The sequence below is a fragment of the Flectobacillus rivi genome, assembly GCF_030056655.1.
Lineage (GTDB): Bacteria > Bacteroidota > Bacteroidia > Cytophagales > Spirosomataceae > Flectobacillus > Flectobacillus rivi.
In genome coordinates, this window is the sequence record NZ_JASHIE010000006.1 from 219695 (window position 1) to 232994 (window position 13300).

Annotated in this window: 18 protein-coding genes; 11 read left to right on the top strand and 7 right to left on the bottom strand. The window is 36.0% G+C overall.

The features are described 5' to 3' along the window. Positions 1-25 precede the first annotated feature (25 nt). A complete protein-coding gene (locus QM481_RS10455) occupies positions 26-388 on the bottom strand; it encodes a helix-turn-helix domain-containing protein (RefSeq protein ID WP_283381716.1) in 363 nt (120 codons plus the stop codon). Between the two features lie 139 nt (positions 389-527). Here QM481_RS10455 and QM481_RS10460 point away from each other — a divergent pair, with 139 nt between their 5' ends. After that, the gene (locus QM481_RS10460; protein WP_283381717.1) at positions 528-722 is read left to right on the top strand and encodes a hypothetical protein; all 195 of its coding nucleotides are present in this window, start codon (positions 528-530) and stop codon (positions 720-722) included. A 341-nt stretch (positions 723-1063) separates the two neighbouring features. On the opposite strand, the gene QM481_RS10465 is transcribed toward QM481_RS10460, so the two are convergent. Further along, positions 1064-1225 carry a hypothetical protein gene (locus QM481_RS10465; RefSeq protein ID WP_283381718.1) on the bottom strand — a complete coding sequence of 54 codons (162 nt, stop codon included), beginning with the start codon at positions 1223-1225 and terminating at the stop codon, positions 1064-1066. 140 nt (positions 1226-1365) lie between these two features. Between QM481_RS10465 and QM481_RS10470 the strand changes: the two genes are divergently transcribed. The 10 genes from QM481_RS10470 to QM481_RS10515 all read left to right on the top strand — a co-directional run bounded on the left by QM481_RS10470 (position 1366) and on the right by QM481_RS10515 (position 8138). After that, entirely contained in the window at positions 1366-1530 is a 165-nt protein-coding gene (locus tag QM481_RS10470) for a hypothetical protein (RefSeq protein ID WP_283381719.1), read from the top strand. A 48-nt stretch (positions 1531-1578) separates the two neighbouring features. Then, the gene (locus QM481_RS10475) at positions 1579-2133 is read left to right on the top strand and encodes a hypothetical protein (protein WP_283381720.1); all 555 of its coding nucleotides are present in this window, start codon (positions 1579-1581) and stop codon (positions 2131-2133) included. A 237-nt stretch (positions 2134-2370) separates the two neighbouring features. Then, positions 2371-3708 carry a hypothetical protein gene (locus QM481_RS10480; protein ID WP_283381721.1) on the top strand — a complete coding sequence of 446 codons (1338 nt, stop codon included), beginning with the start codon at positions 2371-2373 and terminating at the stop codon, positions 3706-3708. After that, positions 3681-3938 carry a hypothetical protein gene (locus tag QM481_RS10485; RefSeq protein ID WP_283381722.1) on the top strand — a complete coding sequence of 86 codons (258 nt, stop codon included), beginning with the start codon at positions 3681-3683 and terminating at the stop codon, positions 3936-3938. Before QM481_RS10480 ends, QM481_RS10485 begins: the two co-directional genes overlap by 28 nt. Before the next feature lie 42 nt (positions 3939-3980). Next, on the top strand, positions 3981-4217 hold the full coding sequence (locus QM481_RS10490; protein WP_283381723.1) for a hypothetical protein: 237 nt from the start codon (positions 3981-3983) through the stop codon (positions 4215-4217). 970 nt (positions 4218-5187) lie between these two features. Beyond that, positions 5188-5361 carry a hypothetical protein gene (locus tag QM481_RS10495; protein ID WP_283381724.1) on the top strand — a complete coding sequence of 58 codons (174 nt, stop codon included), beginning with the start codon at positions 5188-5190 and terminating at the stop codon, positions 5359-5361. 106 nt (positions 5362-5467) lie between these two features. Continuing rightward, entirely contained in the window at positions 5468-5773 is a 306-nt protein-coding gene (locus QM481_RS10500) for a hypothetical protein (RefSeq protein WP_283381725.1), read from the top strand. Further along, complete coding sequence (locus tag QM481_RS10505) at positions 5763-6227, top strand: hypothetical protein (RefSeq protein WP_283381726.1); 465 nt, start codon at positions 5763-5765, stop codon at positions 6225-6227. Before QM481_RS10500 ends, QM481_RS10505 begins: the two co-directional genes overlap by 11 nt. Positions 6228-6334: 107 nt before the next feature. After that, positions 6335-7282 (top strand): purple acid phosphatase family protein, encoded by a 948-nt coding sequence (locus QM481_RS10510; RefSeq protein WP_283381727.1) that lies wholly within the window; start codon positions 6335-6337, stop codon positions 7280-7282. A 205-nt stretch (positions 7283-7487) separates the two neighbouring features. Further along, positions 7488-8138: a hypothetical protein gene (locus QM481_RS10515; protein ID WP_283381728.1), complete on the top strand. Its 651-nt coding sequence runs from the start codon at positions 7488-7490 to the stop codon at positions 8136-8138. Positions 8139-8170: 32 nt separating this feature from the next. On the opposite strand, the gene QM481_RS10520 is transcribed toward QM481_RS10515, so the two are convergent. The 5 genes from QM481_RS10520 to QM481_RS10540 all read right to left on the bottom strand — a co-directional run bounded on the left by QM481_RS10520 (position 8171) and on the right by QM481_RS10540 (position 13170). Next, complete coding sequence (locus tag QM481_RS10520; RefSeq protein ID WP_283381729.1) at positions 8171-8593, bottom strand: hypothetical protein; 423 nt, start codon at positions 8591-8593, stop codon at positions 8171-8173. A 5-nt stretch (positions 8594-8598) separates the two neighbouring features. Next, positions 8599-8862 carry a hypothetical protein gene (locus QM481_RS10525; RefSeq protein WP_283381730.1) on the bottom strand — a complete coding sequence of 88 codons (264 nt, stop codon included), beginning with the start codon at positions 8860-8862 and terminating at the stop codon, positions 8599-8601. Between the two features lie 310 nt (positions 8863-9172). Then, a complete protein-coding gene (locus tag QM481_RS10530) occupies positions 9173-10417 on the bottom strand; it encodes an SGNH/GDSL hydrolase family protein (protein WP_283381731.1) in 1245 nt (414 codons plus the stop codon). Next, a complete protein-coding gene (locus tag QM481_RS10535) occupies positions 10417-10632 on the bottom strand; it encodes a hypothetical protein (RefSeq protein ID WP_283368794.1) in 216 nt (71 codons plus the stop codon). Before QM481_RS10535 ends, QM481_RS10530 begins: the two co-directional genes overlap by 1 nt. A gap of 249 nt (positions 10633-10881) precedes the next feature. After that, positions 10882-13170 carry a putative phage tail protein gene (locus tag QM481_RS10540; RefSeq protein ID WP_283381732.1) on the bottom strand — a complete coding sequence of 763 codons (2289 nt, stop codon included), beginning with the start codon at positions 13168-13170 and terminating at the stop codon, positions 10882-10884. Positions 13171-13300 lie beyond the last annotated feature (130 nt).

Consider the following 13300-nt stretch of genomic DNA (forward strand, 5'->3'; position numbering starts at 1 on the left):
TTAGTAAATGGGGCAAAAAAAAAGCCTATGCCACACTTGCCAACACGCCGTGTCTTCTACTAACATACTTAAAATTTCCGCTCTTGCTCAATTGCTCTTCCAATTGATAAGCTCGAATCTTCCAATTCTGTGCTTCCATAGTAGCTTCTTCTATCAGTCTTTTCCAAAAACCAACTGGTTCTGTTTTTACAGGCTCAATCTCTAAAAAGTAATTTAAAGGTACTCCCAACACTTCACAAATTTGCTCTAATGTTTTGACCTTTATATTATCAGCATCCACCATTCTTTTAAATCCATCCATTGACATTCCTATCTCTTCACAGAGTTTGCCTTGAGTCATTCCTTTGGCTTTTAAGGCTTTTTTTAATTTTTCAGAAAAATTTTTCATATTTTTGTCTGATTTATTTGTTAATTCGGATTTATATCTGATATTTGTACGTACAAAACGCATTAAAAACGAATATAATCCGAATTTAATACGATTTATTCGATTTTTTAGTCTAAAATCTATTAAATATTTAATCTTTATGGTTTCGAAGGACGATATAAAAAAAGCCTATCGCTCGCTGACACGAGTTGACCGAAAACAGATAAAGGATGTTGTATGTAATACTTTTGGATACAAGGAACGAAACTTCCAAGAAAAAATGTCAGGTGAATATAATTGGTCGAAAGCTGAGATAGGAGTTTTGAAAAGTTTACTTGAAATTGATGGCGCATAACAAAGTATTTAGGATTCATTATTAAGACAACTTTATATCCTTATACCCTTAAAAATTGACAAACATCTGAACCTAAATTTTATGACTATGTTTGAAGAAATCATGTTCTGGACTTTTGTTTTTCTATTGTTTTTTTCTTCAAGTTTTGGTGATTCAGATAGTAGTTGCAGTTGTAAAATCGAAAATTACAACTACCAACCATGTAGATACTGCCCAAAAGGCAAATGATGGTGTAGAAACCAAATGCTTGCACGGTAGGGAGTGTGTTTCCCTACTGTTGCCTTTGAGAGTTCACAAAAAAATTCCCCTACACAGTTCAGCGTAGGGGAAACAAAAAAGGTCTAGAAACTAGATTTTTTTTGGTAAAACTGCTTGTAAAGCATCCAAACAGTAAGTCCGAAAGATATTGCTTTCAGAATAGAGATGGTGTTTTTACTCAGTTTTGAGGATACGTCAGAGTTTATCAGCAGACGTATCAAATGCTGAACGATGGTTGTTACCATAGTTTTTGTTCGAGGAAGACTTTTACGGGGTGGTTGTAGAATGAGAAAATGTGGTCCACCCCTTGTCTTCCTTACTGAATTAGGCAATTTATTTGATTGGATTAATAGTTCATTACATTCATTTAACCCTCTATTACACCATGAATATTCCAGAGTTCGTCCGTTCTTTGTCGAGTGACCCACTTATTCAGTTTTTCTTTGCCATGTGTTTGGGAGGTTTGTTTATGGCCTTCTTTGGTGAGCTTCTCTGCAACTCGAAGTTTTTCAGAGATTTATTGATTGGAAAGGACAACGAGAATGCCTAACGATTTTCATATATACGCAGGATTTGCGATAGGTGCTTTGCTAGTGGCATGGTACTATCGAAACAACAAAAGACCTCCGACCAGTTGCCTATGAAACGTCCGAATATCCTTTCAAAAGTCTATGACGTTATGGATGATTCTCAGCAGGAAACCTTTCGGCAAAAGCTGAAGGAAATCGGCTTGAATCCTAGGGTTTTCCATGAGAATTACAAGCTTGATACCTGCAAAATCAATGTCATGGACTGTTACGATTTGATGGTGCTGATACTTGCACCCGACCGACAATTTGAGCATCCCTATTATGTGCTTGACTCGATTTTGAATCCTAGGAAAAAGCCTAAAAAAGTAGCCTCAACAGTGACACCTGAGCCACGAAAAAACGTAGCTAAACAAGTTGATTTAGAGGAGCTTATTGAGGAGAGAAAAGAGGAGTTGAAAGAGGTGGATTTGTCGAGCAAAATCCAGAGGATAGCTTATTCGGGTTATTCTATGCAACAATTGAAATTAACTGACGGCTCGCTCGTGAAAGTTGACCCACGATACGAGTACCATTATAAAAAAGATATTGTGGGCTATCGAATGGTAGCACCGACAATGAAGTAAGTTTAGAGAGAGCATCATAAACACCCGATTCGCTTGGGTTGGGTGTTTATTTCATGAATATGAGCTGATTTTAGACGTATAATGTAATAGGTTATCAATATTATATCTGTTTTGGAAAGGGTTTTCTTTAAGGATTCCCTCAGGGTTCGACTCTCTGACAGAAGCAACGGGAAATAGCGTAGTGATGATTCTAAGCCCTGACAAGCGAAGTTTTGTCACTACATACCAAAAACAACCATGAGAATTGAAAAAACGTTTAGTCACCAATTTGGAAAGGTAATCGAAAGGTATCATGCTTTTGCGAAAGAGCATAACGATGTTCAGTTTGTAACCAAAAGCACCATGTTGCGTGAGCCACATTTATCAAAGCTGAAATCCATTGCATCGTTGTATCTAAAACAATTCTGGAACTGTATGAATAGTCCATTGTGGGCTGATTCTGACCGTGTGCCAGTTTTACAAGTTACACGTTGGGATTTGGCAAACTTATGTGGTTGCAGTCGCAGGGCTGTACAAGACCATTTGGCTCGTCTAAGCACCTTTGGGGTGATTACTGTAGAGGAGTTTGAGGAAGGTAGAGTTAATGGCTATAAGATAGCTCTAAACCTGTGGATTTTGCTCGGAATCGACCAGTTCAAGCCAAAAATCGAAAGTTGGACTGAAAAACCTACTACAATTTTGAAAGCCTTTGCCCCCTATGAGGTGCAAACTTTGCCACACTTAACTAACCAAATAGAAAATTTAAATAATTCATATATAGCGGAAGATGTGGAAAACCTATCCCAAGAAAGACACCAAGAAAATTGCCAAGAAAAACAAGAAATAGCCCAAAACCTTGAAATTGACCAAGAAAACTGCCAAGAAAAAAACACGGGGGGCGCCGAAAATTCTTACATCAGTTCAGACGAACGTTTTGAAGCTTATCGCAAAGGCACTCTCAACAAGATTCGTTACCAAAATGCACCAAAACCAGAGCCAAAGGGCTTAACTGACCTTGAAAAGGCTACGATTGTAAACAATTTCTGGAAATATGTGAAAGATGTGTTCTACCCACAACGCAACTATACCCCAATTGAGTCAGAAATCAAGAAAGTGATTCACAGAGACGTGTTTAACGGCTTTAAAAATGAGAATCCAAAGGAGAATACCTTCGAATTCTGGCAGATTTATAGCATGATGCTACAGTATTGGGCAGATAAAAAGCAGGCTTTTGACACTCGTAAGGACAGAGAGGCATATCACCCAACAAAATACTTCTCGAAAGACTATGGAACACACCAAAAACAAGGATTCTTGGTAGTGTTGCAATGGGCTAAGAAAGCCGAAAAGTCACTTAAAGAGATAGAATTCGAAAAAGAGCTTGAGCGTGCCAAATTGACTATGATGCAATACCCAATGACGGGTGTTGTACCACGTGGTCAAGGAAATAAAATCAAGGATATTGCCCAATTAGCACAATATTTTAATCGCAAGTTGAGCGTAAAAACCAATAGTGACTATGTACAAAAATTCAACAACTTTCTAACAACAACTAACTTTCTAAGACCATGCAACCAACAACATCAGCACCAGTAGTGAAATGGAAATTAAAGTACATCTTACCCAACGGAGTATGGCTTCCAACCAAAGGAGCATCTGATTTAATCATCTTTGGTAGAAATAGTTCCGAACGTCTCAAATCAGCCTCTAAGCTTGTGAGCGGATTTAAAGACCCCATCGACAATGCTTTTATTTACGAAGTAGGTTTCAATGGTAAAATGATTGCCCAATACGATAAGACTTTAAAGAGGTTTCTTATGTGCTAGTAACCAATTTATCTGCAATTCCAATTTAAACGCTTAACTAAGATGAACAAGAATCAAAGAAAAGAACTAGCCAAAATCCTTGAGGAAATTACTCAAATCAAAGATAGAGTAGAGACTATCAGGGATGAGGAACAAGATAAATTAGATAATATGCCTGAAAATCTACAAAATAGTGACAGGTATTGCCAAATGGAAAATTCTCTTTCTAATCTGGAGGATGCCATATCAAACTTAGAGAGTGCATTTGAAGACATTCAGAATTCTACAGAACAAGATTAATTGATTTAACTCCAATCAATTATGTACACTGACCAAACACTTTTGACTTTTGGGAAATACAAATTCACTCAATTGTGTAGAGTACCACCAGAGTATCTATTGAGAATACATCAAGCAAAGAGCTATTTTAATGCTGAACTCAAAGAGTACATTATCAATAATCTTGAGAGAATAATTCAGCGACGGGACGGAATCATACCAACACCAATAGTCTATTTCCCATGCAAAAAGGTTATTTATATTTCGAAAAAGGAGGCTAATAAGTTCCTTGAGTCAATTAAATATTTGGAACAAAATCACAAAAAGCCTGTACGAGCTTATGAGTGTGACAAGTGTGGATATTGGCATATTACTTCACGAGAAACTTTTGATAGCAAAATGAAAGCCCAGGAATTTAGATATCCTCTCGAGAGATTAAAAATTGATAGCAAAAATTAAAGCACTGTTGTGTCAACGCAAACAGATCCGTTAAATCTTCACTATAAATTGATAGCAAATTATGGAATGTAATGTATGCAAAAAGGAAGCTCCATTCCTTTCAAGAACTGTACCCCTTGGTAAAAAGTGTAAAGTATGGGCTTGTGAAAAGTGTTTGAAAGCCCACTATCCCCAAATGGTCGATAAAAAGCAATTAAAGAATACCAAAGAAATCGTAAAAGCAATCAACAATGGAAAGTGTTAACAAAGCGGAGAAGAGGTCTATTATTCATGAAATTTATGAAGAACAAGTCTTCCCTTACAAGCTAGAGAATAATCAAGGCATTTTTCAACTAAAGAAAAATCGAATAAAATCATTGTTCCTCAAACGATTGAAGAAATCTATGAGAGCAACAATGATTATTGGGATAATCGGCTTAATAATTATGCTATTTATCTATTATCCCATTCTTACCATGTTTATTCTATTAATCTATGAATGGTTTAGATAAACATAAACAACAACTCAGAAAAAACCTTTAATATTAAAAACATGATACTTGTATCTTTTAAAGTATTGCGCTTCGAAGATAGTAGAAGCTCACAAAGCGAGTTAGAAATCGGTGGTATCTACACTGGAGAGATTGACAAGAACAGAGTCTACTTCACAGACCAAGCAGGTGATAATTGGACTTTTTACATAAACGATACTTGCGAACTTGTATGAAAAAATCAACTGCTCGCAATGAAGCTTTTAACATAGAGCTTTTTGCAGAATCTGCCTCCAATATCATTACCGCACTTCTTGTTTTACTCTTTTTAGCACTTACCCGATGAAACAATTTACTACAATGACGCTCCGAGCATTAGACAGCGTCGAAAACGAAGACTTAGTTCAGATTATGAACAACGTCATGGACAAAGAAGGTCTCAAAACGGGTCAATCTGTTATAGAATTCATCATTCGAGACTATATCCGAAAAAAGAATGAGCTATACAACGTCAAGGAAGATTTTACTAAGTATAGACAAAATGCTGAAAAGGAGATTAAAACTCTCAAAGAGGACAATAAAGGCATGAAGGATACAATGAAGCTATTCAATGAGTTTTCCAAAATGGTAAAGAAGTATGATAAATAACATAGAACTAGACATTGACCTGTATGAATACCAAGTACTCAGAATAGTTTGCTACAGGCAATTCCAACTAATTTCAGCACATTTTAGAGTTCAAAAGTCTGCGAGTATCGACCCATCGTTAATTGTGGCCACACTTTATAGCACTATTTTTTCTGTAAGTCCTGAACTCATCAAGCTGAAAAAGAATGGATACAAGAAAATAAAGCTCCACTACTATGAGGCACAAGCACTATTCAATATTTTGGGTTTGGAAGGAAGCAACGCCTCACAGCACATCAGGGACAAACTTGACCATTATATCACCAATTGGAAGCCGACGTATAGAAAGAACTGTGAAGAATGGTACAAAGACTCAGGCTTAGAACAGGCATGGGGAAAATATGAAGATGTCAGTGAGGAAATGGCTGAAGCTATTGAGGGGTTTTACAATAAGAATTATTTGAATAATGGGTGAGTTGAAATAGTAATTGGGTGGTAACTTCGGTTATCACTTTTTTTTTACCTTTGCGCCTACTTGATAAATCTATCATTTAGTACGAATATTTAGATAGACACAATATTATGAAAATTAAATACGAATTTTTCACTAATTCCTTCCATATTATTTTATGCTTTGCATTTTTGCTTTTTGGGTGTACTAGCGCTAGCAATCCCCTTAATCCTGTGACTTACAGCTTCTTGGTTGTTGGCGATTGGGGAAGAAAAGGACAGTCTAATCAACAAGAGGTAGCCAACCAAATGTCTCAGACTTCTTTAGCCGAAAATGCTCAATTTGTGATTTCTACAGGCGATAATTTTTATGAAACAGGGGTAAATGGTCTGACCGACGAACATTGGTCTTTGTCTTTTGAAAATGTATATAAAGGTAATTTATTACAAAAAGACTGGTTTATCGTACTTGGCAACCACGATTATCAGGGAAATGTAAATGCCCAAATTGATTATACGCAAAAAAGTAATAGATGGAAAATGCCTAATAGATATTTTACCGTTTCTCAAAAATATAGTTCTTCAGCAAGTATTCGCTTCCTTTTTATAGATACTAATCCTTTTATCTCTGAATATCAAAGTAAGCAGGCTTTATATTCGGATATTGCTCAACAAAATACCCAAACGCAACTTAAGTGGATTGATAGTGTATTGGCATCCAGTCATGAAAAATATAAAATTGTTGTAGGTCATCACCCTATTTATTCAGCTGGATTTGGTCATGGAGACCAACCAGAATTAATAACTACTCTCAAACCTTTACTTGAAAAATATGGTGTAAACTTATATCTGTGCGGACATAGTCACAGTTCACAGTTTATCAAAAATGCTAATAGTTCTATAAACTACATCGTGGCAGGTGCTGGGTCATCGACTGACGAACTTATAAAGCAAGACTACCCAGCTTTATTTGCTACGGCCTCTCCAAGTTTTACTTTAATAAAAGTATTGAACGATAGAATTCAGGTTAGCTTTATAGATAAAATAGGGAATGTACTCTTTAGCAAAGTAATCGACTGAGCATTGAAATATCTGAAGCCATATAGGAGTTTTAAAATATTAATTTCTTGAATGATGGACAACTTGTATTATTTATTGAGTGGTAACTTCGGTTATCACTTTTTTTTTACCTTTGCGCTTACTTCATAGTTCTAACATTTACATGAAGTTCACAGCTAGAATTCAATAAATCAATTAATAATTCACAACCTAATAATTTTACACAATGAGAAAACTATTATTACTATTTGCTTTATCAATTTTCTGCTTCACTGCTAACGCACAAGACACCTTATTTCTTAAAAACAATACCAAAGTAGTGGCAAAGGTTTTAGAGATAAATGACCTTGAAATTAAGTACAAAGCCTTTTCAAACATTGATGGTCCACTATACATCAAGAAAAAATCAGAGGTTGTAAAAGTGAAGTATAAAACTGGCACAGAGGATGTATTTCAAACTGAATCTAAGCCGAGTAGTAACACAAGTTATGCAAGTACTCCTGCACCAGTACAAACATACGTGAAAGAAGAACAGCCTATGTCAAAACAAGATTATGCAGATATGTTTAGACAAGGTAAAAGCGATGCGAAAATTTATTACAAAGGATATAAGGGTGCAGGAACGGGTACATTTCTAACAACACTATTTTTGGGACCAATTGTAGGTCTTGTTCCCGCCATAGCAACATCAGTTTCAACGCCTAATGAAGACCATTTAACATTCCCTAATGTGGCATTGACTAAGAATCCTGATTATGTTACGGGATATACTCAGGAGGCAAAAAAGAAGAAATCAAGAAAGGTTTGGGGGAATTATGGTATTGCAACGGGTATAATCGTTGTTTTGGTAGGTGTTGCCGCAGGTAACGCAAGATAAAATAAAAAGGGAGTTCATTTGAACTCCCTTTTTTAGTAGGTTAATACATAATCTGGAGACAAGCTATAAAGCATAGTTTCTTCTGGAGTTCCTTCGTTCTGGTAATTAGTATAAACGGTTCTTCCATCCTTCAAAAAGCCTACTGAATAATTTCCAGTCGCTGTTTTTCCTCCTTTTCGAAGATAAATAAACTCTCCTCTTTGTTGCCAATAGTCGTAAATTTGACTAGTATCAACCACGTCTTGATTGGTTGTACTTCCCTGATTATTCCCAGAGCTTTGTGAGCCTGAATCCGATATGGTTTTAGTTGTAGTGGTGGTCGTTGTCGTTCTTAAAATACTAAAGGGTTGATTAGTTACTGAAGAACTATTTTTGGTTTGTTTTTGTGCTTTACTGGTTAGATAAAGTGCAATAGCCCCAATAGTTAAGGCAAAAGGAATAATATATTTTTTCATGATGTTTATTTCTTTATAAAATTGATACCAACCCAACCTAAAATAACCACTGTCAGTGCGATAATTATAACTCTAATCGTTTTACCCTGTTGAGTTGCAAGACTGGAAGCGTATTGTGAATCACTGCCATACTTTTGAGCGTCTGTTTCGAGCTGTGTCCTGTTTGTCTTTCCTGTTTCTGTTACTGTAAATACTTTGGCAACTGCATCACCAAGTGAAGAAATACCTGCGGTTATCACATTGCCTATTGCTGAAATATTAGTTGCCATTGCTTCTTTTGTTTAGTGATGATATTAGTACTATTGCACCGACGAAAAGCGCTATAAGCAAATAGGTGATAGTTTTCCTATTTGCCTCTGCTTCTTTCTGGTATTGGATACCTTGATATTGTGATTGTTGAAGCTGTAGTTGATTATTTGTATCTGAAGAACCAAATATCCCACCCACTACACTCCCTATAGATGTTAAAATACTTCCCATTTGCTATCAAATTTTTAAGGTGTTTTCCCTGAGCATGGTGTGGCCACACAACAGTGCTTTGTTTTTTGCTATCATTTTTGCCAAATTTCACCAGGCTTTTTAGCTCGAGCTTTGAATTTTTGCTATCAAAAGTTTTAAAAAGGTGAATGTAAGGACAAAGGCTAGGATACCTAATAGAATCTTTGTTACTTCATCTGAGTCCTTTTGTGTAGTTGTATTAGGCTTTTCGTCAACCGTTGAGGATGATGATACAACCATGTTCGTAGGCTCATTTAGGTTGTTATTGATGGTAAATGGTTGTGCTTTGGTTAGATATGTACTACCCAAAACTTTTGCGAAATCTTCAGCCGCCTTTTGTTCTCCTTTTTCATTCAAATGAAGTTTATCTTCCAGCCTTAGAGAATTGTCATACAAATAAATATCTGGCCCCATTGAGATATTTGTACCTTCTACCACTGCTTTAATTGTGCCATCAATGATTCCAAGGTGTTCTTGATAGTCTGTTATTGATGGCGCAAGGACAAAATGTAGGTTTGGAAGATTTGATTCATTTCGAGCCGTATCAATGATGGTTTTGTATTCATCGGCTATGACATTAGGGTCATTGGTGATAAATTTATCGTTGTCTCCATGTATGCTTAAAATTCCACGAATTCCCGTCCTTGGTACAAGGAATTTGAGGGTATTGAGAAGTTTGATAATCGGCATTCTTTTGGATGAATTGACAAATGAATGCTCAAAGCTTTCGAATCGGGCTGACTTTGCCCATTGCTCCAAGGTAGAACCGCCAAAACCTGCATGGTAAAATGCTACTGGACAATCATTTTGTGCAACCAATAAATCCCCTAATCTTCCCCATATCCCACGATTAATAGCAAAGTTGATATGGTCTTCAATTGAGGTATAATCAGTGGCGGTACTTGCCGAAAACTCAGTCATTGAGATAAAGCCTGTTTTCTGATAAAGTGTAGTGTCGGTCATATCTTCAAAACGTGAAGCAGGAATAATAACCCTTTCATCTTTACAGAACTTCGTCCCTAAACCCTCAGTGAAACTATGTCCTTTTATCCCAAAAATGTCACCAATGGCAACAACTACACTGACTGATTCAGAATCGTTGGAAACCGACAAAGTGTAGTAACCTTTGGTCACAGAAAAAGGAATAGAAAAATTGGCATTTTCTACCGTAGTAGTTATTGTTTTGGAGATGCCTCCCTTGAGCGGAACTGCCGAAAGTGTAACTTGTTTGTTACCCTTCTCAATCAATCCTTCTACCAAAATGGTAGCTTTGTCTTGTGCATTCCGTTGGAATGGTTGTTTATTAACAGGTGAGATTAGTTTCATTATTTCTTAATTAGCCATTTGATGAATCTATACATCAGGTAAAGGAAAACTACATTTTCAAGCAATATCAAGGCTGGTGAGGCATACACGAAAAAGCCCTGATACATTGAGTCAACAGGTGTAGCATCTTCTGAAACTGTTATTGGTTCTTTTGCTGAATCTTCCTGATTCAACTTTTCTAGTCTTACGACTTCACTTCGTCTTACGGTGTACATTTTGCTATCAATTTTTTAGGTTTAGAGCTGATATCTTTTTTCCTGGTCTTTGATATTGCTATCAAAATTTTGAGTGCCTGTTATCTGCAGATGAAAAGCTCTTAGTTTTTTGCTATCAAAACGAGATTCCCCAACTTACAGACCTATTACCCAAATAAAAAAGAGCCATGCCCAAAACAGGTGCTTTTACTTTTTCCTTCAATTAGGTAGTTTGCAAGAGAACGGCTAGACATAACATTATTCAGTAATTTAATTCGTTAATTCCCAAAATACCACACAATTATCGGTTTTATCAGAAGAAGATATCGTGAAAGATCTACCTGCTACCTTTTGGGTGACTCTAATTCTGCCATTATATTGACCTGTCTCCTGAACAGAGAGCTTGATTCCTGAATTGACCGAAACTGCGGTTGTATTTATTGTCACTGAACCACCTACCAATGTGGCAAAACCACAACTCGCATTTGTACCAGTTGCAATCTTTATTTTGCCAGTAAGATAGATATTTCCTACCACCTGTAATTTATCTACCCCATTATCATTAGTTGTATTTACCAAAAGAGGTTTAGTTTGACCATTAACAAATACTGATTTCCAACCCGAATTAGAACTATTTGTTTCTTTTACATATAATTGTTCTCCTGAATCACCATCCGACCGCAGATATAAATTACCGCTTTCTCCCCATCTCACTCCCTCTGGTGAGCCGCTACCAAACAGAATGCTGTCATCACTTTCAGCGATTATGGCATAAGTTTTGGTACCAGTTTTCATCAACAAAACAGACTCCTTAACGTTGCGTAAAGTGTAAGCACTGGAACCGTTTATCGTTCCGCCACCTTCTACGTTTACAATTGCTAAGTTTTGAATTTCACTCTTGGATACAACAAATATCTTCCCATCCATTATACCTAAAGTAGGTAAGGTTATTGTAACATTATTTGAAGCTGTATTAGCGAATATAGCACAGTCAAAATTTGTAGCCTGATAATTAGTTACTTTAAAGCCAGAAAAGGGTACGTTTGAAGATAATTCATTGGGGTAAACATACTTAAAGTTTCCTCCATTTCTAATATTGCCATTCACACGGATGATGTTTGTAGAGGGAGTCAACTCAGGGTTTCTAACAGGGTGTGTTAATACATCACTAACTATAAGGTCAACTACAGCATTATTTGTAAGACATTTGATACCGTAGGCTATGGAACCTTTAATAGAATACTGCGCTCTATCATAAATACGTCCTTTAATGATGGTGTTATTGGCGTTTTCCTCCAATAAAATTGCTGTAGAATTTGGAACAGGTTTTGTGGTTGTAAAATCCCAGCCAATGGCATCTATATCTAGTGAATTAAAAGTATTATTTCGGTTGGTAACTTTTAGCCCATAATTAAAGCAATCCTGTATATTGACCACCGAAAAGTTATTAAACAATCCATTCACAGAAATTCCCCCTCCAGAACCCCAACATTTGATGTTTGAAAATCTATTTGACGTTCCGCCACCGTTATTTACTATTTTTAAGCCATCTCCATTAAAGCAGTGTCCAAGTGTAAGTTCTGAATAAATTGAATCCCAAGTATTACAGACCAAACCATTCTCTGTGACATTTTCTACAATTATTTTAGAAAAAATATTGTCACCCGAACCTGAGAGGATAAGCCCGTCTCCTTTTATTTCTGTGATAAAAAGGTTTTCTAGTCTATTTTTGGGTTCATAGGCGTTATTTCCAGACTCATCTACAAAACCGTTTATTAGGGAAATGCCTGTGCAGTTACGATTTTGTGATAAGCGATTCCCATTAACCGTGAAATTTTTTAGAGTAATTCGATACTGTGAATTGTTTAGATTTCTTAAAATAGCCTCACAATTTGAATTACTTTTTAATTGAAGAATTGATTTATAGACATTTTGACCAACAATACTATTGTTAGTGACCAAATTAATATTACCACTGACTAGATACGTTTTTGATAATAACAACAAAGGATGTGTATTTACCGACAATGCTTTTTGAATAGCCTCCGTATCATCTGTAATTCCATCACCTACTGCCCCAAACCACTCCGCTAATATATAATCATCAAAAACTCTTTTTATTCTTTTACCTGAGTTTGTTACGATAATAGTACCACTGTTATCTAAACTTGTGTTATCTGCTGGATCGTACCGCCAAGACCCTTCTTTACCAACCTCATTACAAAAAAAAGTACGAATGAAAGAAAATCGAGAATCACTCAAAGCCCGTAATTCACTAATAGAATAACCAGTAAAAGACTTATTTACTTGTGTAAAATCAGCTTTGTTAGATAAAAGCGTCTCAACGTCCTTTTTGGAATATGCTTTTGAGTTGTCTACTTTCTTATCTAGGGTATCACCAATAACATCAAATCTATTGTTATCATGTAGTACTACTTTGTAAAAGTATGAAGTAACTGACAAAAACTTATCTGAGCTATAATCCATACTATAACTGTTGCTTATTATGGAGGATAGTAAAGCGATAGCTCCTAAGTATTTTTTTAAATTCTGCATCATAATGTCTATTTGTTTTATTGATATAACGAAAATACAAGCTTTTATCATACTGTTTTCAACAAATCCCTTTCAAACATAAATCAGGAAAATGGCTTTATTTTGGTTACTTTGTTGGAAAGATTGCATGTTG